18 protein-coding genes and 1 pseudogene are annotated in these 21,997 nt (G+C 62.3%); 3 read left to right on the top strand and 16 right to left on the bottom strand.

Annotation, left to right across the window (positions count from 1 at the left end; genetic code table 11):
- Positions 1–30: 30 nt before the first annotated feature.
- The 9 genes and pseudogenes from CQ039_RS01130 to CQ039_RS16935 all read right to left on the bottom strand — a co-directional run.
- The gene (locus tag CQ039_RS01130) at positions 31–1,722 is read right to left on the bottom strand and encodes an alkaline phosphatase (RefSeq protein WP_105562053.1); all 1,692 of its coding nucleotides are present in this window, start codon (positions 1,720–1,722) and stop codon (positions 31–33) included.
- 11 nt (positions 1,723–1,733) lie between these two features.
- On the bottom strand, positions 1,734–4,256 hold the full coding sequence (locus CQ039_RS01125; RefSeq protein WP_105562052.1) for a TonB-dependent receptor: 2,523 nt from the start codon (positions 4,254–4,256) through the stop codon (positions 1,734–1,736).
- Between the two features lie 438 nt (positions 4,257–4,694).
- Positions 4,695–5,015 carry a hypothetical protein gene (locus CQ039_RS01120; RefSeq protein WP_105562051.1) on the bottom strand — a complete coding sequence of 107 codons (321 nt, stop codon included), beginning with the start codon at positions 5,013–5,015 and terminating at the stop codon, positions 4,695–4,697.
- Positions 5,016–5,143: 128 nt separating this feature from the next.
- Positions 5,144–5,506 (bottom strand): helix-turn-helix domain-containing protein, encoded by a 363-nt coding sequence (locus tag CQ039_RS01115; RefSeq protein WP_105562050.1) that lies wholly within the window; start codon positions 5,504–5,506, stop codon positions 5,144–5,146.
- A 121-nt stretch (positions 5,507–5,627) separates the two neighbouring features.
- Entirely contained in the window at positions 5,628–5,975 is a 348-nt protein-coding gene (locus CQ039_RS01110) for a helix-turn-helix domain-containing protein (protein ID WP_199183524.1), read from the bottom strand.
- Positions 5,976–6,012: 37 nt separating this feature from the next.
- Entirely contained in the window at positions 6,013–6,459 is a 447-nt protein-coding gene (locus tag CQ039_RS01105) for a hypothetical protein (RefSeq protein WP_105562049.1), read from the bottom strand.
- A 12-nt stretch (positions 6,460–6,471) separates the two neighbouring features.
- A complete protein-coding gene (locus CQ039_RS01100) occupies positions 6,472–6,813 on the bottom strand; it encodes a hypothetical protein (protein WP_105689980.1) in 342 nt (113 codons plus the stop codon).
- Positions 6,814–6,957: 144 nt separating this feature from the next.
- Positions 6,958–7,215: a hypothetical protein gene (locus tag CQ039_RS16745; protein WP_233190098.1), complete on the bottom strand. Its 258-nt coding sequence runs from the start codon at positions 7,213–7,215 to the stop codon at positions 6,958–6,960.
- A gap of 109 nt (positions 7,216–7,324) precedes the next feature.
- Positions 7,325–7,477 (bottom strand): annotated as a pseudogene (locus CQ039_RS16935) (sigma factor-like helix-turn-helix DNA-binding protein); the annotation flags it as partial.
- A 166-nt stretch (positions 7,478–7,643) separates the two neighbouring features.
- Between CQ039_RS16935 and CQ039_RS01090 the strand changes: the two are divergent.
- Both CQ039_RS01090 and CQ039_RS01085 read left to right on the top strand, forming a co-directional pair.
- Positions 7,644–7,919, top strand: coding sequence for a hypothetical protein (locus CQ039_RS01090; protein ID WP_105562046.1), 276 nt, complete (start codon positions 7,644–7,646; stop codon positions 7,917–7,919).
- Positions 7,920–7,987: 68 nt separating this feature from the next.
- A complete protein-coding gene (locus CQ039_RS01085) occupies positions 7,988–8,227 on the top strand; it encodes a hypothetical protein (RefSeq protein WP_105568001.1) in 240 nt (79 codons plus the stop codon).
- Between the two features lie 692 nt (positions 8,228–8,919).
- Here CQ039_RS01085 and CQ039_RS01080 read toward each other — a convergent pair.
- Both CQ039_RS01080 and CQ039_RS01075 read right to left on the bottom strand, forming a co-directional pair.
- Positions 8,920–10,359, bottom strand: a complete 1,440-nt coding sequence (locus tag CQ039_RS01080; protein ID WP_105562044.1) for a recombinase family protein — start codon at positions 10,357–10,359, stop codon at positions 8,920–8,922.
- Positions 10,356–11,732 carry a recombinase family protein gene (locus CQ039_RS01075; RefSeq protein ID WP_158255964.1) on the bottom strand — a complete coding sequence of 459 codons (1,377 nt, stop codon included), beginning with the start codon at positions 11,730–11,732 and terminating at the stop codon, positions 10,356–10,358. The genes CQ039_RS01080 and CQ039_RS01075 overlap by 4 nt, the downstream gene beginning before the upstream one ends.
- Positions 11,733–12,277: 545 nt before the next feature.
- Between CQ039_RS01075 and CQ039_RS01070 the strand changes: the two genes are divergently transcribed.
- The gene (locus tag CQ039_RS01070; RefSeq protein ID WP_105562042.1) at positions 12,278–12,454 is read left to right on the top strand and encodes a DUF1328 domain-containing protein; all 177 of its coding nucleotides are present in this window, start codon (positions 12,278–12,280) and stop codon (positions 12,452–12,454) included.
- A 1,215-nt stretch (positions 12,455–13,669) separates the two neighbouring features.
- Here CQ039_RS01070 and CQ039_RS01065 read toward each other — a convergent pair.
- The 5 genes from CQ039_RS01065 to CQ039_RS01045 all read right to left on the bottom strand — a co-directional run bounded on the left by CQ039_RS01065 (position 13,670) and on the right by CQ039_RS01045 (position 21,382).
- Positions 13,670–14,188 carry a hypothetical protein gene (locus CQ039_RS01065; protein WP_105562041.1) on the bottom strand — a complete coding sequence of 173 codons (519 nt, stop codon included), beginning with the start codon at positions 14,186–14,188 and terminating at the stop codon, positions 13,670–13,672.
- A 92-nt stretch (positions 14,189–14,280) separates the two neighbouring features.
- Positions 14,281–17,499: a TonB-dependent receptor domain-containing protein gene (locus tag CQ039_RS01060; RefSeq protein WP_233190097.1), complete on the bottom strand. Its 3,219-nt coding sequence runs from the start codon at positions 17,497–17,499 to the stop codon at positions 14,281–14,283.
- A gap of 171 nt (positions 17,500–17,670) precedes the next feature.
- The gene (locus CQ039_RS01055; protein ID WP_105562039.1) at positions 17,671–18,606 is read right to left on the bottom strand and encodes a FecR domain-containing protein; all 936 of its coding nucleotides are present in this window, start codon (positions 18,604–18,606) and stop codon (positions 17,671–17,673) included.
- Positions 18,607–18,673: 67 nt separating this feature from the next.
- Positions 18,674–19,201, bottom strand: coding sequence for an RNA polymerase sigma factor (locus CQ039_RS01050; RefSeq protein ID WP_158255963.1), 528 nt, complete (start codon positions 19,199–19,201; stop codon positions 18,674–18,676).
- Positions 19,202–19,279: 78 nt separating this feature from the next.
- The gene (locus CQ039_RS01045) at positions 19,280–21,382 is read right to left on the bottom strand and encodes a TonB-dependent receptor (protein WP_233190095.1); all 2,103 of its coding nucleotides are present in this window, start codon (positions 21,380–21,382) and stop codon (positions 19,280–19,282) included.
- Positions 21,383–21,997 lie beyond the last annotated feature (615 nt).

The raw sequence follows: 21,997 nt of genomic DNA, 5'->3' as shown, positions 1-21,997 counted from the left end.
TCATGGCAAGGGAAGCGCCCCTGCGGCCGTCTAAGCCTTCTCGGCCTCCGCAACTTCGATCAGCCCGCCGTCGATCTCCACAGCAAAACGCTTCAGTCGTTTAATTTCAAAGGGTTTTGCGAAGATGGTGGAAATTTGCATCAAGGTCGCCTCGGCCTTGTCGGCAGTCAGGGCGAGGAGAATGAAACCCTTGGCCGATTGGTCGCAGAAGACGACCTCGTCATTGGCCCGCATCAGGGCCTCGCCCAGAGGGAAGCCGCCGATAGCGTCGCCGATCGAGGGGCTGGAGACGGCGCTGGTTCCGAATTCGAGGGCGCGACGGACGCCGGCGGCGTCCTTCAGCTCGTTGACCCAGAAGGCATGACTGTCGCCTGCCAGGACAATGGGCTGGACTCCGGCCTCAGCGAAGGCGGCATAGAGCCGCTCGCGCCCCGCCGGATAGCCGTCCCAGGCGTCGAGGTTGAACGGCAGCCCCATCTTGAACAGGAAGAGGGCCTGCTCGAACTGTTCGCGGAAGGCCTCGGGCACCTGGGCCATCAGGCCCTCGATCTGTTCAGGCGTCATGGTCCGCGACACGTCGGGACCGGCCACGCGCGCGGTTACGACCTGATTGCCCAGCACCTGCCACGGACGGCCCGCCGCCTTGGACGCCGACAGTTCACGCGTCAGCCAGGCGCGCTGTTCCGGCCCCATGAGATCGCGCGCCGGATCGTTCAGCTTGGTGCGGAAGGCGTCGAGATCCAGCACCGGCTCGCCGTTCGGGCCGTCCTTGGCGGTCAGATCCTTGCTGTAGTCCAGCGGCTCGGTGCGTCCCGTCAGCCGCGTCTCGACCATCATCAGGCTGGCCAGGTCGCCGAAGTGGAAGCTGCGGTAGATGGCCTCCTTCAGCGCGCCGGGCGCCGCCTCGCGGATCGGCATCCACTCATAATAGGCCTTCAGCGCCGCCGCCTTGCGCACGGCGAAGTCGCCTTCGGTTTCGGGCTGGTGGTTTTCGGCGCCGTGCAGCCAGGCGTCGTTGGCGGTCTCATGGTCGTCCCAGACGCAGATGAAGGGCGCGCGCGCGTGGGCCGCCTGCAGGTCGGCGTCGGTCTTGTACTGGGCGTGACGGGTCCGATAGTCGGCCAGGGTCACGATCTCATGACGCGGCTCGGGCAGACGGTTCAACGCGGCGCCAGTGACCATGCCGTAGGCGTCGGCCTCGGCCCCGTATTCGTAGATGTAGTCGCCCAAGTGAACCACGGCGTCCAGCGACGACAGGGCGGCGATGGCCTCATAGGCGTTGAACAGACCGCCCGGATAGAGCTGGCACGAGACCACCGCCAGATTGACCGGCGTCACGCCCTCGGCCGCCAGGGTGCGGGTGCGGCCCATCGGAGAGCGAGTCTCGCCCACGGCGAAGTCGTAGCGGTAGTCGCGACCGGGACGCAGGCCCGCCGCGTCGATCTTGACCGTATAGTCGCGCTCTAGCCCCGTCTCGAAACGGCCCGAAGCGACGACTTGGTCGCCCTCGCCTTCCAGAACGCGCCACGCCACGGAAACCGGGCCGCTGAACCCCTCCCCCGCCGTGACGCGAGTCCAAAGGATCACCCGGTCCGTGCCCGGATCGCCCGAGGCGACGCCGTGGAGGAAGGCGACCGAGGCCGCCTCCGCCATCGCCGGCGTCGCGCTGACAGCCGCCCCGGCCCCGAACAGGCCCAGCAGGCCGCGACGGTTCATGGTCATGCGCCCGACCCTCAGTAGCGAACGGTAAAGGCCACGCCATAGCTGGCGGGGCGTCCGGCGATGAAGGTCGGCAAGCCGAGCGCGTCGCCCGTATTGCCGGCGTCCTTGATGTATTCTTCGTCCAGAAGGTTCTCGCCGAAGGCCTCGACGCCCCAGCTCCCCGAGGCCGGGGCGTAGCGAACCCGCAGGTTCAGCAGGCCATAGGCGTCCTGGTATTCGTCCTGGGTCAGGTCGGCGACGAAGTTCTGGGTCTGCAGGGTCGGAATGTCGTTGTTGTCGTCGAAGAAGACCTTGGACTGCCAGGTATAGGTCGGCTGCACCTCGACCGTGCCGCCTGCGACCGGCAGGCGCCAAATGGCGCCGATCGAAGCCATGTTGTCGGGCGACAGGCGGAAACGGTTGCCGTCATACAGGCCCGCCTCAAAGCGCGAGTGGTTGTAGCCGTAGGTGCCGAACAGATCGAAGTTGTCGGCGGCGGCCCAGAAGACCTGCCCTTCGAAGCCATAGGCGCTGGCCTCGCCCGCATTGGTGGTGATGAAGCGGGTGCCTTCCTGAATCGTGGTTTGGAAGTTGTCGTAGGCGTAGTGGAAGACCGCGCCATCCAGACGCAGGCGACCGTCCATCAGCGCCGCCTTGGCCCCGACCTCGAAGCTGTCGACCGTCTCGGCCTCGATGACGTTGAAGGTCGGCGCGCCCAGCGGGGCAGACGGGCCGCTAACGCTCAGCACCTCAGGTCTGCGGCCCCGCGCATAGTTGGCGTAGAGGCTGGCCTCGTCCGACAGGGCATAGCGGGCGGTCAGGCGCCAGGTGAAGCCGTCGTCCTCATGATCGCCATAGACGAAGTCGCCGTTGTTGGCGGTCGGCTGCGCCGTCAGGCCGAACAGCGGCAGGACCGAAGCCGGCAGGTTGACGGCGTTGGGATTAGCCAGACCGCCCAGCAGAGCTGGAACCTGTGCCGGCGGCACGGCGCCTTGCAGCACGGCCAGCAGCCCGCCGGCGATGGAACGGCCGTTGGCGACCGAACTGGCGTAGCCGGTGGTCTTGTCGTCGCGGGTGTAGCGAACCCCGCCCGCGAACTCGAGGCGGTCGGTGGCCTTGAAGGTCAGGTCGGCGAACAGGTCGTAGGAGGTCAGTTCGGCGCTGTTGATCGGTATCTCGATGTGCGCCGACTTCAGGTTGCCCGCGATCGGCGCGGCCAGGGCCCCTGCCCCCAGCGGCGTCAATGTGGCTTGCAGGAACTGCGTCGCCACCGTCGGATAGGCCGAGATCGGCAAGGTGTTGTGGCCGACCGCCGTGGGCGAGCCGTCCAGCAGTCCGGCCAACTGGGCCAGGGCGATGCGTTCATCAAACTGGGTCGGGGTGCGCTGGTAGCCCTCCTCGCGGAACCAGCCGGCCCCGGCGAAGCCCGACAGGCGCCCGCCATTGTCCCAGTTCAGGCGGAACTCCTGGCTCCACTGCTCGCCATAGGCTTCTTCCGCCGCCGTCAGCAACGGCAGCGACAGACCGTCGGCGTCGAAGGTTTCATAGGAATCGAACTGGCGATAGGCCGTGGTCGAGTTCAGCGACAGCGACGGTGTCAGAGTCCACTTCACCAGCCCCGTCACGCCCCAGACCTTGCGGTCCAGACCCAGGCTCTTGCCCCCGTCGAAGGCGGCGCCCGGCGTCAGGGCGGCGCCCTCCCACGGCGCACGGCCGCCCAGTACCGCGCCCGTCGTCGGGTCAGCCGGATCATAGGCGATGGACTTGAACGAGGTGCCGGTGGCGTCATCGGTTTGGTAGTTGGCAATCAGGTCGGCGCGCAGGGTGTCGCTGGGCGTCCAGGCGCCGGACAGGCGGAAGGCCTTGGTCTCGATGCCATTGTAGTCCTCGCCGCCCAGCAGGTTCTCGACCGAGCCGTCGCGCGTCTTCATGCGCGTGGCCAGACGCAGGGCCAGATCATCACCCACCGGGGCGTTCACGAAGCCCTCGACCGCGCGATAGCCATAGTCGCCGACCTCGGCCCGCATCTCGGCGTCGAACTGGCCCGGACGAGCGCGGTTCTGCACCAGATTGACCGCCCCGATCAGGGCGCCGCGACCATAGAGGGTCGACTGCGGCCCCTTGGCGATCTCGACCCGCTCCAGATCGAACAGTTCGACATAGGAGCCACGCGACTTGGAGATCGACACCCCGTCCTGAAACACGGAAACGCGCGGCTCGGCCGTGGCCGCGCCCGAGTCCGAGGTGATGCCGCGCATCACAAAGCCCGGATTGTTCGGCGACTGGTTCTGCACCAGGAAGCCCGGCACGAAGGCCGACAGCTGTTCGAACTCCTGAACGCCCAGGTTCTCGAGGAACTGACCGCTATAGGCCGTCAGGGCGAAGGGCACCTCGATGGGGTCCTGCGCACGAAGTTGGGCGGTGACGATGATGTCGTCCACCGTCGAGACGTGGTCCTGGGCCGCGCTCTGCGCCTGGGCCGCGCCGCCCGCCATCAGGCTCAGCACCGCTGCGCCCGCCAACAGCCCAGCCTTGTTCGCCACGGATTTCGTCATCACATCCCCCTTGAAGCTATGGGGGGTGGCGTAGTGGGCGTCAGTGTCGGACCCGCGACGCCTACGCAAATCCACAGTGAAGCTGACGCATCAGTTCAGCGACCGCTTCTCCGGGGACAAACAATATTCATTTCACGAGAATGGAAGACGCGGACAAGCCGCGCCCACACGGCCCCTTATTCCCACTCGATGGCACAAAAATCGTCTATTGATTTGTTTTTGCATCATTTTTTCAATTTTCCACCAGCCACAACCGGCCCGAAGACCGGCAGATTTCGAGTATTTTGAAAACAATGCGAAAATTTACTTATGTAAAAAGTTCGTGATACAGACATCTTTCAAGATGTATTGACAACGCCAAGACCCAAATTTGCAATTGCATTTAGCAGGGCGCACCAATTGGTGCAGGATACCATGCGAAACGGTACTTCATAAATATTATCGGTCGTCCCGCGACATGAGCGAAACCAGCAGCGCCGCCAATTGACGCTCACCGGACAAGTCGGAATTGTGTTCGTAGTCACCAAGCGCCCGGACCAGCTTGGTGAAGTCAGCGGCGTCTCCGGGAATATCCGGCTCGCTGGAACCAGCCTCGAGCTCGGCCTGCGGGTAGCGTGCCAGGAAGGTCCGCTCGTTGATTTCCCTGAGCTTCCGGTAGAGGTCGTTGGAAGACCAGCCTACCGGCACGAGATCCGCCTGGCCTGCAGCGAAGCCGACGATGCGGCTGATGGTCTGGTGCGACACGATGCTAATCGACAAGCCAATCCTCCAGGGTGATGTCAGCCATGCAACAAGCCCTACTGCTTGAACGAGGGAAATCCCCTCTGGCGCCGATGATGATGGGGTCATGCAGCGTGGCAGGCGCTCCCCAGATCCGGGGCCGTCGTTTACGTCAGCGTTTCAGCTCCGCCCTTCTCAACCTCGACCAAGGTATTCAACAGATCCAGAACCACGCTGCGACGCTTGGTGCCCAATTGATTGAAGTCAGCAAGCAACCTCAGTTCATCCTGCGACAGGACCGCCGCGACGGGATCGCCTCCCTCCGGCGCGACCAGGGGGCTGAAATCGACGCTCAAGGCCTGCCCCAGCTGCAGCAACATGCCAGCCGAGATGCGATTGACGCCCTGTTCGTACTTCTGAATCTGCTGATGCTTCAGTCCAACCGCGCTTGCCAGGTCCGGCTGCTTCACCCCCCTGGCCTTGCGAGCGCTGCGTACCGCAGCGCCAAGATTCTTGTCGAATTCGATCATTGATCGCTTCAAGCCCCATCCGCCCAGCGCGCGACGCTAGGTCACGGAACGCGTCGGCGCAACCGAGCTAGAAAGCCCGCTGGGACGAACCGGGACGGGCCGAAACGAACAGCGGCAAGGTTCAGGGCTCGCCCAGGGTCCTCGCGAGATCCAGCACCAGTCGCCGGCGGTCTGCATCCAGCCTCGTAAAGTCCGACAGCAGTTGCTCTTCCTGGATTGACCTGACCGTCTCCGCTGGCCTGCCGCCGTCCGGCGCGACCAGAGCGCTGAAATCGGCTTTAAGAGCCTGACTGAGTTGCAGCAACATGCTGGCCGAGATGCGGTTGCTCCCCTGCTCGTACTTCTGGATCTGCTGAAACGTCAGACCCACCGCCTGGCCTAGTTCCGACTGGGTCATCCTCATCGCCGTGCGCACCGCACGCACGCGGCTGCCCAGATCCTTGTCGAATTCGGTCGTCGATCGCTTCAACCCAGGATCCTCCCGCCAATTGTGCGGGGACGCTAGGCTAGGCCGGCCGCATCCGCAACCAACCGGCGCTCGCGGGTTCTCCAGCGAGCCATCGCTCCCAGGCCCCAAAGCCGGCCGCAAGCGGAATAGCCAGCCCCGGCAGCATCCGATAGGCGATATAGGCGCGCTGATGAATGCTCGGTTCCAAGAAAACTGTGACGTGGGCGATCACCACAAGGACCGCGTTCGCCGCCGCCACCAGCAGCCACCAGCGCCTGTAGGAGAGGGAAAGCCAGACAAGGCCCGCCGCAAGTAAGACGTCCGCAGCCACGACCGCGAGCTTCACGCCCTCGATGCGCACCCCGCCCAGAACGAGGGAAACAGCATAGGCGGCGAGCAGCATGCCCGCCGCTCGCCGTTCCGGCTCTCCCCCCATGCGCCAACACAGGGCGGTCAGCCCCAGGCACGCGCCCCACAGCGCCAGAAAGCTGACCAATCCGCTCAAGTTCGCCCCTCGTCAGGCCACGACCTGCAGTCGCCCGGTCTTGACGACCGGCCCGTCCTCAGCAGGTTTAAGCTCAGGGCCCGCCGCATGCCAGCCTATGCCCAGGTCTTGAGCGTCGCGCTTCAAGGCGCCATGCGCGCTGACGATCTTGTTGCGCGACGCCGTCAGACCGGCGACCAGGGCGCCGATGTCTTCCAGCGCCGACTGCCCCACCATGGCGGAAATCCTGTGCCGGATACGCCCACGCGTCATCAGCGACGCCAGGTCGTTGGTCTCTGCGATCGCCATGTCGAGGGCGCGTTCAGCCGCATAAAGCTGACGGGCGAGTTCCACTCCAAAGGCATCTTTGCTCATAGCTCAGCGCTCCTCCCCGCATGCGGGGGAATAGTCCTCGATGACCGAGGAGGGTTTAGCGGGAGCGATCGACCGCCTGAATGCGAGTCTGATCGCCGATCACGACGCCTGCGACCGCGCTGAAAAGCAGCGCGCTCACGGCGATCAACACGATGACGAGGGCAAGTCGGACCAGTGGATGGCCTGGCGGCGGGCGATATCCTGCCCGCGCGCCGCCAGAAGCGCCGCCACCGAAAGAAGCTCCTTCAGGAAGGTCTCCGGCGACGCCATGACTTCCGGCTCCCGCAAACCGTCCAGCAGATATTGATGCAGAGGATCGCTCCTGTCCGCGCCCATGAACTTCAGGGCCGCCTCCAGTTGCGCCCAGTCCCACTGCGGCGGTTCGCTCGTCCGGCTCGCCATGCCCCGTCTCCTTGTTGACCGGTGCAACTGAGCCGGGGGCGTCCAGCCCCGCCATGGGGTGTGTCGTACCCCCTGGTACGTTTCGTTCCAGGATCGCCAGAGCGGCCTTGCGCGTGTTCACGCCAAGCCGCTGACAGGCCTCGTGAATATGCTTCTTCGCGGTGGACTCCGAGATCCCCATCATGTGGGCGATCGCCTTGGTTCCATGATGCCGGGTGAGCAGAAGACACTCTCGCTGCCTCGCGCTCAGACGATCCGGCATCTTTGTAAACTCCCCTAGGCCATCCGAGCTAATCCACACTTCGCCGGTCGTCTACAAGACAGTTAACGCCGAACAGCGTTCGACTGGACAAAGCCTCACTACCCCCATTAGAAGACCCGCCGTCGCTGCAACCTCTCGTAGGCGCGACCGGCTAGCGGGGGCTTCCATGACTGACGATGCGGCGGCCGTTCGCCTGCGCGCGGACCTTGCTCTCCAGGTCCTGGCCTGGATGAACGACGCCTTCGCCAAGGTTGATTTCGACGCCCCGTCGGTCGAGGTCGTAGAGAAGCTGACCCTGGCCTGGAGCGACGTCCTCATTCGGGTCGAGGCCGTCGAGCAGGCCGCTCTCGCCGCCCCTAAGCCGCAAGGGGTCCGTGAACGTGCACCCTTGACCAGAATCACAACTAGACCGAGCATTACAAGGTTCGATCCAGTCGATTGAGGCGGGACCGATATGGACGGCCAGCTGGCCGATTGGCGGTCAGCGCCCTCCCTCTATGGGGTTTGGCGATGGTGGTTGCGTTCCACGAGACAGTTGAAGCTTATCGTACAAGCACCGACACCGAGGACGATCATGACGTCCTTGAAAAGCTCGAACGCCTGATCCTCGACCATACTCCTCAGTCGATCGCCGAAATCGTCAGCATGCTGGGGGTCATCATTCCCAACGTCGAATTGGGCGGCCGCGGCGACGGAGCCGATGTCGCCGCGCTCGAGAACATCCAAGCCTACCTTCAAGGTCTCGCATAGGAGTGAACCGGCGCAGCCCGAGCTGACGACGACGGCGGCGCCAGAAACAGCGAAAGCCCGGCGTCGCCCCCTCTCGGGGTGCGCGGCGGGCTTTCATTGCGGGCTGGGCTTCACTTATTTCTAAGCGATGAACCTGACCTCAATCGTCCGATCTTCATCCGGCGATCAGGCCATCAACTAGGGGCCTCCCCAAGGTTCCCCCATACCAGATCAAATTTTCGCTCCGCTGTTCAGGCGCGGACGTCAAGCCCTACCGCGGAGCCAGGCCATAAAGAGGCCGAAGATGACGCCGCCGGAGGCGGAGGGTTGCAACCGGCGCGCATGCCGCCCCTTACCGCGATAGACCTCGAAGCCGCCCTTGCCGCGCCCGCGGCCCGACCAACCTGGTTCAAACTTGAGTCCTGATTCCATGGGGCCCAGTGTGACCTGTCCAGGCCCCGAACACCATCGATCGACGCCCCGCATCAGGCGTTCTGGAGCCCGCACCCAAAGGCGACGGTCCGACCCGCTCGGCGAGAGACGCGTCGGACCGTCTACGGGGGCGAGGTCGGTCGCCACCGCGAATTGTATTTAAAGCAAAGCTTGTCCGACGCCTACGGCGAGCTCGCGACGGGAGGACGCCGGATGCGAGGCAAGGCGTCTTACAGGAACCCTCAATCGTCCAGTGGCGTAGTCGTTTCTCGCCCCCCCACTCAGCAGGGCCGACGACGTCCCACGCGAGGCCCCACGGGGAGACCCGCAGCCTCATAGGCTTCGGCAATGGACCCGAACAATGCCCTTATCCGGCCGTCTCCTGGCATTCCAGGCGTCGCCTTGATCAGCTTAAGAGAGATACGCCCATGCTGTTTGTGGAGAGCCTGCAACGCTTCGATCGTCTGATCCCGATCAAGCGGCGTGCCGTTCGGGTTCACCCCTCGACGAAAGCCGGAATACTGATAACCCGCCCGCTCGTAGGCCGCTCTAATTGAGCCGAAGTGACTACGGTAAACGGTTGGCGAAGCCATGTTTTCAGCCTCCCGAATGGCTTCGAGGGTGGGCCTGCGGCTCGCCAGCAAGCGCCGCAATTCGCGGACCATCTCTTCCTCCGTCTTGCCCCGACCTCGTTTCAGAGCGCCCATCCGCTCCTGCGCCGCGACGAAGGTGTCGATGTCGACAATAGGATCCATGACCCGGACATAGGTCCATTGCGAGCGGTCGACATAGATCGTTCGCTTCCCGAGCTCGACTTTGGACTTCCCATAGGCCTGAAAGCCGACAACGAGTTCCCGTTTGAGTATTTTCTGTACGCGATCGCCGTTCCAGGGCGTTCCGTCACGCCACATCACGCCCTGATGAGTGAGGAACCTCGCGATACCCGACTGACTGCGGGCCTCATGTACGAAGAGCTCAAAAATCCGCTGTATGACCACACGCTCTTCAGGCGGCCCCCAGACATAGCGGACTTCCTGATCGAGCCGCGATTTCCGCTGTCCATCCGGAAGGATCGCGCCCGCACTCCCGTCCGCGTTCACGATCTGCCGCTGAAAACCGTACACGGCGCTGCCCCCTAACGCGCGCCCCCGGGCCGCCTTCGCCCAGCGGCCGGCGCGAACCTTCGCGGACAGATCCCGGCTGTACTCCCCAGCCATGACTCTTTTGAGCTGCTTGAAAACGGAGCCGAAGGTGTCGTCGGCGAAGAGCTCGGCGCAATAGACCACCGAAAGCCCAGCTTCTCGACATAGGTATTCATAATGCGCCGCCTCATCGGCATCCTGGAACCGGCCCCAGCGGCTGACGTCGAAAACGAGTATGGTCGAGAATGGAGCCTCGCCTGAAAGAACGTCCGAGAGAAGTCGCTGGAGACCTGACCGCCGTTCTACGGTCACTCCGCTTTTCCCTGCATCCTCGTAGGTACGGACGATCTCGATCCCGCGGCTCTCCGCGAAGCTCGCGATATAGGCGCGCTGGTTGCCCAGGGAGTAGCGCTGGTGGTCTGTCGACATGCGCAGGTACTGGGCAGCGTGAGCAGGTCCGCGCTCAGCATGTGAATGGTCCGCAGGCAGGACGACGGCGCCGTCAGCGTCTCGCCCGAAATGGCGTCTCAGCTTGGCCGGAAGGTCATCCATTTCGAAGGGTTTTTCTTCGTCCATCATAGACCCGCCGCATGATAGGCGGCCGTGACTGTGCCAAACGCCTTGGTGATCACGGAGATTGACGGCAGGCGGCGATCGGCCTGAATCAGGGAGACATTAATTCTTCCATTCTCGTTCTGGAGTCGTCGCAATCCCTCCAGAATGGCCTCATGAGAAAGCGGGCTGCCGTCCGGCGCTGCGCCCCGGCTGACCCGCGACCTCTCGTACCCCACCAGACGCCCAGCTGCCGCCAGCGTACCAAAACGCGATATGTATCGCCTGGCGCTGGGAATGCCCGGGCAGGCGTCGATCATAGCGACCGAGAGCCGCCCCTCCTTCTCCAGCAAGGCTCGAAGCCCTGAGACCATTTCTTCGTCGGTATGAGCGCTTCTGCCGCCAAGCGTCCTGAATCGCGCCTGGGCAGTCTCGAAGGTTTCTGCAGACACGATCCCCTCAAAGACCTGGACTTCGCCCCAGCGGCCCCTGTCCATCTCCACGCCACGAACGCCTAGTACGGTTCGTGAACGGCCGTAATGTTGCAGCCCTTTGGAAAGCGGGTCGCGAAGAATCCTGGAAATGCGCCGGCGGGTCCAGTGCGACCCATCCGTCCAGAACACCCCCTCCTCCGACAAGGTCGCTGCGATATCCGCCATCGACTTGCCGCCTTCGATGAACATTCGAAAAATGCGTCCTACAACCTGAGCTCGCTCGCCGGTCGCGGGTATAAGGCGCAAAGCTTGCAGCGGATGAGAGCGAAAGTCTCCGCACCTCAGAACACGCCCCAGCAGTCCGTCAGGCTCAATGATTTGACGGTCCACCAGATACCGAGGCCAGGCGCCCGGAGCGCGGCCCGCCTCCGCAGCCCGGCGCTTTCCTCTACGCGTCCTGTCCGAAATCTGGCGGACATAGTCTGCCGCCATCACTCGCTTGACCTGCTTGGCGAGTTGACCCGGAGGTCCGACTGACACCAGATCACGGCAGTAGGTGACCAAGACGCCGTGATTTCGACAGACGAACTCATAGTGTGCAGCCTCGTCCGGATCCTGAAATCGGCCCCACCGGCTGATATCCTGAACCAGGACATGGGCGAAGTTCGCATTTCCCATAACCACGTCGAAGAGAAGCCGGCTCAGGCCGGACCGCCTTTCCAACGTCACGCCGCTCTTCCCGACGTCTTCGTAGACTGCAACGATGTCGAAGGCTTGGCTCGCGGCATAGCGTTCGAGCGCGCTCCGCTGCAGCGCCAGCGAAGCGGGCTGTCGCCCCGTGGAAACCCTGAGATATATGGCCGCACGACGATCAACCTGCTCCGGCCTGGCCTCCATCGCTGCGGGCCGGATTCGCCGTACCACCCATGCATCTACATGGGCCGAATACTCCGCAGTCTGGCACATGCCCATTCGAGCCACTCCATCCGTCAAAGGATAGGAGACGATTCTGAAGGGCGAACACCCTAACCGCTCCCCTTTTACATGCAGTCATAGTCGAACTCGAAAATACCACCCGGGCTGCGGGAGCTTTGGTCGATGCAAAACATGGGCGACCTCAGCGCCGCTGGGCGAACCGCGTCGGTCGACTCACGCACCAGACGGCTCAACCTAGACAAACGCGCTCCGGGCACCTTGCCTTGAATGAGTCCTTCCGGCCTTCGCAACGGCGGGCGTCCGACGATCTGTGCTCGTGGCTGCGACGACAAGGCAGAAGCTCTCCGCTCGGCCGCACGCCTGCATTTCTCTCTTCGCTCAAGGCGGCGAGGACGCGGGTCAGTTCCTTGACCCTGGCCGACTGCAGGAGAATGTTAAGCACGGAATTTCTGAACCGCCGACGCCGTTCGCCAAGGACGGAACGGTCGAGTCCACGGGACGTTGGTCGGAGGTCGAATGATCGGCATGGAGGCGTCGAAATTCACCTCCTTCAACAATCTCCAGAGGACTGTTCTATGCTTCGTTGGGCCATCATCTTCTTCATCGTCGCCCTAGTCGCGGCTGTACTCGGCTTCGGCGGCATTTCGGGCATGTCGTTCGAGATCGCGAAATTCATCGCCATCATCGCCGTCATTCTGTTTGTGGTCTCGCTGGTCGTCGGAGGCATGCGCGGACGCGGTCCGCGAATCTGACGCCCTGGTCAGTCGCATCGTCGAAGAGCCCCCCGTCGTCGCCGGGGCCTTTTTCTTGGCCGGGCCCGACCACGTGTTCGGCAACGGAGGTTCAGCGGCTTTGCGCTCGGGACGAAATTCCTCTGAGCCTTGCCGTTTCAGAACAGGGCACGATCATTCGTTTGCGCCTTCGCTGCCCGGACGCACCCGCCGACAGCAAGGATCAAGAATAACTGGTGCGACCTGGTCGCAGAAGCGCCACGAGCGGACATTGGCTCACAGACGTAAAGGAGACCCTTGGCACTCAGGGAAAGGCTGCGCTTTCGTCCCTTCGGCAATGCTCGCCGGGCGCAAAACGGGCCCGGCGAACACGTCACAGACCGATCAGCTCTGACATCTCCAAAGCGTCATCTACCTCGATGCCAAGATAGCGCACTACACTCTCGAGCTTCTCGTAACCTAGCAGTGGCTGATAAACGCGAAGGTTTCTGCCTTCTTGTACACGACCGAAACCTTTGTGCGTGGCAGGCTACCCGTTTGGTTACCACTGCGCCAAGCTAGAGGCTCAGACCAAGATTGATGCTCCCATCCAGGTAGCAAGAATTCACGCCCAAGACAGCCGGGAGGCTAACGTTCGAAAACGTCAAGACTCCACCGCTCAGGGCGGCCGTCGCCAGCCCGTAGCAACGGGTTCCGAGGCCCGGCGCGTCAAAACCGAGATAGAACTCAACATCGCTGTAGTTCGACGGTATGGGCATGATCATCCACGCCCCCCAGGGTTCAATGGTTCCGCACAACGGATGTCCGGGATCCACGTCGGCCTGATTGATGGGCGCAACGCCCGGATAGACAGATCCACTTGCCGAGATGAGGCAGGTCACCCCTGGAAGCCCTCCTGACAGTGGATCGATTTCGACCGCGCCAGACCCTGACGCCGTTCCGGACAAGGTCTGCGCCGCCGCCGGCCCTGACGCCGCGAACACCAAGATAGCGCCTAGCACGACTGCGAATAATCTCATCATTTCAACTCCTGAACCAGCTTGGGTAAGGACCGCGACTTACGGCTCGGCAGCCGCCGGAACCGCTAGGTCAGGCTGAGGAATGCAAAAAGGGGCTGGACGACTAGCGCCCTGCCCAGTCCTTGCAGGAAACACGTGAGAGGAGATCAGGTGGCCGGGCGACGAACGCCCGGCCGGAAGAGCGGCGTATGAGGATACGCCTGAAAGAGGTCCGTCCCTACTGCATACGGAACTCGCCGGCCGTTCCGCCGGTCGGGGTGACATCGAGGGTGCCCGTGACCTGGCAAGGCGAGGGCGTGCCCGCCACGAAGGCGACCGGGTCCGTCTCGATGCGGTTCGGCCCCTTGGTGCCCCAGTAGAGCCTGAGCGGAGCAAGGTTGCCGGTACAGGTACCGGCACCCGCCTGTACGGAGACATCCATGGAAATGCCCCCCTCATCCACGCCCTTGGAAACCTTGTGGATGGGCCAGGTCGTGGTCAACGGCCGGATGACGGAACCGCACAGCGGATGACCGGGGCTGAAGGTGACGTTGTTAGCCGTGGCGACGCCAGCTGCGGTGACCACGATGTCCATGCTGACGAAGCATGAAACGCCCGGAATCGATTGATACAACCCAAGATTGCCTTGGGCGCGATAAGTGCCCGGCGCCGTCGCGAAGTCTGCCGCGCTGGCCGAGGCGACACCAAACAAAGACATGGCAGCGATGGACGAAGCTACAACAAGCATCTTATTCATAATCCATACCCCTTTTCGTCTATGAAAACTAGAAAATCAACTTTCTAGTGAATACAACCATAGATTTTGATGTCATAGAGTCAACTATTATTTTAGAAAACCTTACTAACTGAAATGCCAAAGACTCTTGGATCAAGCGTGAATACATTCGTCGTTAACATCGTGTCGTCGCTGTTTGTAAACGCATCGACTATGGGATCGTCGTCGAAGACGTTTTTCACATAGGCGCTCACAGTGACACCACGAACAGCATCCTCAACGGAAACAGACAGGTTCAAGTTTCCCCAGGATTCGAGACGGTCATAGTCAGTGTTGTAAACCCTGAAATAACTCTCAGCCTGCCTATAGTAGTCCCCCCTCATAGTGACAGTTGAACTTCCAATATTCCAAACATACTCAGCCCCGATGCTGGCCGTCCATCGCGGCGAGTTTGGCAACTCGTTCCCACCGAGGTCCGCCATGAAGCCACGACCACTGTTGGGCGCATCCGTCAACGGGTTGTAGGTGACGCCGTAGAGGGCCCAGAACGGCGTGCCGCCGACAAAGCCCGGATCGAAGGACCCATAGTTCTTGGAGCCCCCGCACAAGACCTGCAATGCAAGCTGGTTCAAGGCGTCGCCATAGAAGCTGCTGACGATCTTCTCGACGATTGCCGTGGGCGCGACACAGTTGGACGGCACCTGCACCCAGGGACGAAGGACCATCCAGTCCTTGTTCCCCTGCGTCCGGTTCATGACGTCGATAGAGCCTTCGCCGTCTCCGATCCGCGTTTTCAGATAGCCGAAGTTGCCGTCGATCCTGAACCGCGGCGTCACCTGATAGGCGACCTCCAGCTCAAGCCCCATGCTCTCAGCGTCGAAATTCTCGTTCAACGAGATGCGATCGACGATCTGCGAGACCTGATAGTCCGTGTAATCATAGTAGAAGGCGGTGGCGTTCAATCGCAAGCGACGATCCAACAAAGAACTCTTCACACCGATCTCGAAGGCGTTAAGGAACTCGGGCTCAAAAGTAGTTGATTGTGGCAGATACTGAACCACGAGAGGATCAATGCCGGCCCGAGGCGGATTGGATCCCCCACCCTTGTATCCCCGAGCAAAGGAGGCGTAGGCCATCAGATTATCGGACGGCTTCCAGTCCAGGACCAGCCGCCCTGTCATCTCGCCCCAATTCTGTTCGATGTCTGGAAGGGCCTCGAAGCCCCTGGCGATGGACCCGCCAGTCAGGTGGCCGTAACCCAGACTATCCTTCGTACCCAGCAGCAGTTGGGTGGGATAGGGGGTCGTGGTCTTGCTGTCGTCTGTGTAGCGGAGACCGGCAGTCAGCCGGAAGGAGTCGGAAAGATCCACATAGGCCTCGCCGAAAATTCCGTAGGACTCGGTCGTCACCTCATTCTTGCTTCGGAAATAGTTGTGGCCGTCGCCGACGATATCCTCGATTGAGGAACGATCGACGTAAACGCATTCATTCTGGCTTCCATCGACGCAGGGAATGGACATCCCTTCGTTCAAAGGAGGCCCGCCAGGAATGGGTATCCTGTTGTACCAATATTCGGCTATCAGAGTGAAAACGTTGTTGAATACGTAGTAATCGTCCTTCGTGTCGAACTTCAGGTAATTTGCACCAATATTGAAATTGAACCTTCCATCAAATTTCGACTGCAGTCGAAACTCCTGAAAGAACTGCTCATTCTTCGACTTGCTCAGATCAACCGCCAGCATCCTGCTGGACGGACCGAGCTGAGGATCGGTGTATACGCCGCCAGGCGCCGCATTGAAGAGCGATTCATGGATCGGCGCAATTTGACCATAGATATTCGTGTAGTCAGTATAGTCGCTTCGAGTGAATATCTCGTTCGACACATACCTCATGTAATCCTGGGTCGACCAGAAATCATCATTCGCATAGGTCGTCTGCGACACGAACGTCAATGACGGCGACAGATCGAATTCCAGATTTAACTGATAGACGTCATTCTTGGCCCGGAATTTCGGATCATAGCTGGTGGAGATTTCACGAAGGTCGGTCGACTGGGTCACGCCGGCATAGGGATTGGTTCCCCGAGCGATTCCGGGCACGGAGACTCGGTTTATGCCGACGCCCCGGTAGCCGTAGGTGACGTTCCCCGCCGCCCAGATCTGACCCATGCTGACGCCGTTGGGCGTGCCATAGGCAGCATCTTCGAACAGACTGCCGGGCAGACAGCCCTGGCTCAGAACTCCCCGCAGGAATGAACTGGTCAATGTGTGGTTGCCGACCTGTGCGGGGCCCGGATCAGTCGTACACAATTGCTTGCCCGTGCGAGAACGATTGTCGTCTTCGCCAAAATGCTCCCATACAAGATTAGAGCGGAACCTGTCGCTCGGCTCCCAGGCCGCCGACAGGCGGACGGAGTAGAGATCGCGGCCGTTGACGTCGGTGTCGTTGAAGCTGTTGTAGTCAAAGCCGTCGCGCTTGGTCAGGCTGGCCGCCCCCCGAACCCAGAAGGTTTCAGTCAGCGGAATGTTGATCATCATCTGGCCGCGGGTCGAGCCGTAGTTGCCGGCTTCCGCCTTCAGCATGGCGTCGAAATCCGGTCCCGGCAGATTGGGAAACATGTTGACGACCCCCGCCGTGGCGTTCCGGCCATAGAGGGTTCCCTGAGGTCCGCGCAGCACCTCGACCCGGTTTACGTCCAGGTATTCCTGCTCGAAAAGACGATTACGGATCAGGGGGGTGTTATTGAAGCTGACCGCCACCGCCGGATCGGACGACGCCGATACAGCCTTGGTCCCGATCCCGCGGATCGAGAAGTTGTACATGCTGAAGTTGCCCTTTGAGAAGGTCACGTTCGGGATAGCCCGGAACAGTTCTGACCCGCCCTCGATCTTCATCGCATCCAGGTTCTCGGCCGAAAAGGCTGAGACAGCGATCGGCACGTCCTGGATCGACTGCTCACGCTTCTGGGCGGTGACGACGATGTCCTCGACGGTCGTCGCTTCCTGGCCGCTCGGATCCTGGCCGACCGGCAGAAGGTCGTTTCCCCCGGAATCCCCCTGCCCCGCCCTGACCAGGCGCACAGCGCTAGGGCCGGCGAATTCAGCGCTGAGGCCTGTGCCCGCCAAGAGCTGGTTCAAGGCCTGGCCGACCGGCAGATCCCCGGAGACAGCCCGGCCGCGCAGTCCGGCGGTGAGGCTCTGGTCTGCAGCGATGGAAATCCCCGCCTGGCGTCCGAACTCCAGCAGGCTTTGCGACAGGGGAGCGGACCGGATGTTGAACGACGCCACCGCTGACTGCGCCGAAGCGCCGAGCGGGATCGTCGCAATCAGCAAGGCCGCGCAACCAACTCCCGCCAACATACGCAAACGCGAAAAACGGACATGCGAAGACCGTGACGCCATAGGCCTCTCCCTCCCAAGAGATCATTGTTTTGGAGGGATTGACGATCCAGCCAGCGAAAACCCTACCTCTCGCCGACATTTTTTTTCGAACGTCCCGATAATTCAGGCGACAGGCTTGAGTCGATCCTCGCGTCCACCGTCGCGAAGGTCGGCGTTCAGCAGGGACGCCAGCCGCTTGACCGTATCGGCACGGTCATCGATCACCAGCCTGAGCGTCACACGACGACGTCCCAGCCTGGGATCAACGGCGATAGGTCGCTCGTAGAAGCGGTTGACGTCCTGGATCACCTGATCGACGGGCGCGTCCTCGTAGGTCAGGACACGCTGTCGCCACTCATCAACAGCGCTCGTGGAGATGGTGGAAATCTTCAGCGATCCCTGCGCCGTGGCGACGGTGTCGCCCACCTGAAGACGCTGCCCCGCGCGGAGACGCACAGGCTTGCCCTCGCCTGTCAGCCGCCGAACCTCGACGACGCCTTCCTTGACAGCGACCTCCAGACTTCGGCCGCGGCTGCGAACGTTGAATGCAGTCCCGACCGCCCTCACCTCATAGCCGCCAGCCTTGACGAGGAAGGGACGCTCCGGATCCTTGTGGACCACGAATGTCGCCTCCCCCTCGTTGAGATGAACCACACGCTTGCGGGAATCGATGTCATAGCGGGCCCGGGTCACGACGTTCAGGGCGACGATGCTGCCGTCGGGCAATTCTTGACTACGCTGCTCGCCAATCCCAGTCTGGGTCGACGGCTGGTCAAACTTCCACAAGGCGCCCGCGGCCACCCCTCCCGCCAGGCCAAGGACTAGGACCGCGGCGATGGCTGAGCGGCGTCGGGCGCCCCGCCGCTTCGTCCGTGGGACCAGTTCGCCTACCGCCGCCAGTTCCCCCCAGACCTCGTGCATGCGGTTCAATGCAGCCTGATGAATCGGATCCGACCGCCAGTCGTCGAAAGCCTGCCGCTCGTCCAGCGACATAGGCCCTCGCCGTTGGGCGGCGAACCATCGGGCCGCCTCCTGCTGAATGTCATCGTCTGAAATCATGGGCCGAAGCGCTGACGGCGTGGGAGACCGGTGGATACCAACATAGACGAACGAACAGCGCTATTCCCTACCTGTCGAATTCGTCCGCCTGCATTTTCTGCGTGAGTTCCAGCATCGCGCTGGAAAGGTGCTTTTCGACCGCCTTGATCCCCACCCCCATGGCGCGCGCGATTTCCACGTAGCTCAGGCCATCTATTCTGTGCATCAGAAAGGCTTCCCTTCGTCGATCCGGCATGGCGTCGATCACCTTCAGAGCTCTTCGAAGGCGCTCGTTCGCTAGAAGGACGCGCTCAGGATCGGGCGCCGCGCAGGGATGCTGGTCGTAGCTTTCTTCGGGCCTCATCAGACGAGATGTAAGCGCCCGATGTCGAAGTCGGTCGATCACCAGGTTCCGTGCCAGACGGTACAAGAGATGGGCCGGGGCCTTCACAGGTTCCCGGCCTGCCGTTTCCACAAGCTTCAGACAGGCGTCCTGGGCCAGGTCGGCGGCGTCGCCGTCAACGCGTCGCGTAATGGCCCGCAGCCCGTCGGCGCTGGATCGTATGGCCGCGTCCAGATCGTCCCGGATCACTGGTTGCAGGGGTCGCTTCACCATGACCCCTCCCCGGATCATCGTTCGCCGAGGATGCACTCTCAGCCCAGCTTGTGCGGTCCGTCAACCCGGCCCACTGGTTCAGAAGCGACGTTGCAACGTCAGCCGGACCGTACGCCCCAAAGGATCCTGGACATCGCGACCGTAACCGGGGGCCGCTGCCCCGTCGCCTAAACGGGCTTCACGACGGGCGTCGAAGAGGTTCTCGACATCGAGATTGAGCTGAAGCCCGCCGCTCTTTCGCCGTCTCGATCCATCCACTGCTCCGGTCCTGGATCCGCTGGCGTTCATCTGGAAGCTGAACCTCAGATCGAGCGTGCTGAAGGGAGCGATGACAAGATCCTCAGTGTCATCCTGGCCGGCGAACCGCCGGGTTCGGTAGCCTTCCTGCCGTTGAGCAGAAACATTGGCGCCCCAGCGCCCGCGTCGCGCGTCGATCGTCAATCGCCCGCTCTGGCGCGACAGACCTCCGCCATCTCCCTTCAAGCGATCCAATTCAGGCAAACCGGCGCGAAGGCGGACCCGGTTGGAGAGATGGAAGCTGTGGTTGACGGCGATCCGCAACACCGTCGCTTCGTCCCTGGGTACATTCGCCGCACGTGGAAGATTGAAGTTGAAGCCCGTATTCAGGCTCTCGATCAACGTCGAACCGAGATTCATCGGCCGATAGTCGATGCTGACAAGTCGCCCGTCTGAATCGCGGCGGATATGATCGGGAAAGGCCGCCTCCACATCTTCCGTGAGCCCAGGAAGGACGCCTATGCCGTTTGTTGACTGCGCACGCTGGTAGGCCAGATTTCCGGATAGAGCCCATGTTGTGAAGGGCCCGAGCGACGTCATCACAGACAACCTCTCCGACTCTGGCGGCTGCAGGTCGGGATTGCCGCCCCGCAAGGGCAGAATCTCGACTGCTTCGCCAGCCCGAAAGTCGAAGACCACGATCGGCGGGCCGAAATACTCCGGCTCGGTTCTCAGCGCGTCCGGCACGCCCTCGTGGGAAATCGCCCACTCGCCATTCAGGCGCAAGCTTCGCCGCGGGGTCCATGTCAGTCCGGCGTTCAACTCCTCTCCGCCGTCCAGCCTCGCCCCCGCGCCAAAGGTCGCCGCAAGGTCACCGATCAACCGCCCCTGGAGCGATTCGACGCCAGCCTTGGACAGGGGTACCGCCAGCGTCCCTCGCGCGTCTGCCGATTGAAACCGATCGTCGATTCTAAGTCCGTCGCGATCCCCCTCCGAACGGCTCATCATGAGGTTGGCGCTCAGGTTGGCCGTCACTGCGCCTGTCGGCAGATCGAAGAACGGTCTTTGGGCGGATCCAGCCAGGCCGAAGGTCCGGGTGCGGTTCGCCAGACCTTGAAGGCCGTTCTCGCCGCTGCGAGCCACACGCCCGCTGAGGTTGCCCTGCAAGAACCACCCGTTTGATCTTCCGCTGAAGCCCGCTGTCGCCGCGAGTGCGTCGGAGCTCCGTTCAGTCTCGACGCCGCCGCCTCCAGAGCGGACGACGGAACGGCTGTCCTGGGTCTGGCCGCTCACAGTAAAAACGCCGGACCAGTCCCCAAATCCACGGGTCAGGTTGAGGTTGATCATGGCCATATCCGACGCTGGCCGCAGGGTTACGGACGCTCCGCCCGGCCCTTCGGTCGCGAGATAATGGTCGCGTTCCCCCGCACGCAGCGCCGTATCTCGTGACAGGCGAAACCCGGCCTGATGCGTGTTTCGCCCCTCTATGGCGGAACGGCGCAGATCGCCAGACGCCGAAGACGCCCCGCCCTGGGTCGGTCGCGATCCGGCGAGGCGGCCATCATAACTTGAGAAGTGGGACTGCAGGACCAGATTGACCACCCGTTGGCCTGACGCCGCGCCATAAACCCCGGCCGCCTCCGGCGGCAGGACCTCGGTCCGCTCCAGAGCGTCGGACGGAAAACCTGTATAGGCTGAGAGATTGGGCGTTGGCTGACCATTGATCAGGACCATGGCCCCTTCGCCAAGGCCCAGGGTCTCTTCCATGCGCTGAAGCACTTCTTCGATGCTCCAGGCGCCGAGGGCATCGATATCCGATCCGTCGAGTTCGACTTCAGGGGGCGTCAGGGCCGCGCCCCGACGGCCGAACACCTCGACGTCCTCAACCTGAACGGGCTCGTCGAGAGTTTGAACAGCAGACTGGGACGGTCGGTCGCCCATCATCACAGATTCATCCGCGAGGAGGCCAGGCCCTATAGCGGCGGCGACAGCTAGCGGCAGCCACGACATCCGTTCCCTCGCCAATTTCCCACAACCAGTGGTCGAAGCCTAAGCCAGGCCGTTGCAACTGCCTAGCCAGAGAGCAGCGCTTCGACGTTAAGAGGCGAAGGTCGAACCCGCGTAGCATGCGCCGCCGGGTTCCAGAGTGGATGGGGCAAGGGTGTGAACGCCCAAGCGACGCCATGTTTCGCGATAGGAGGTTTTTCGCCCGCCTATCCTCGTGAACGCCTCCCACGAGGTGAACGCCTACGGCGACGAGGACATCGAGGCCTACCCAGTGTGGACCGAGGTCGATCCACCAACGACTGCGTCTGCAATGCCGAAGGAACACGGTCTAGTCGACTACGCGCCGCCTCTGGACGAAGGAGTTGAAGACCTCCGACCCATCCCCCTTGTCCTGGACCGAGAGAGCATAGGCATTCACAGATCCGGAGCGTTGAGGTGAAGGCGGACACCGTCGAGGCGCATCCCGTCCCGTCAGAGTCGCGGATCGAAACGGGTCCCTCCCGATTCAGGGATAGCCGGCGTCATCCCTGAACCGTGCGCCGGATTGGATCC

This window comes from Brevundimonas sp. MYb52, from assembly GCF_002979535.1.
Lineage (GTDB): Bacteria > Pseudomonadota > Alphaproteobacteria > Caulobacterales > Caulobacteraceae > Brevundimonas.
The sequence above is the reverse complement of the archived record's forward strand: the minus strand, read 5'-3'. Positions and strand labels throughout refer to the sequence as shown.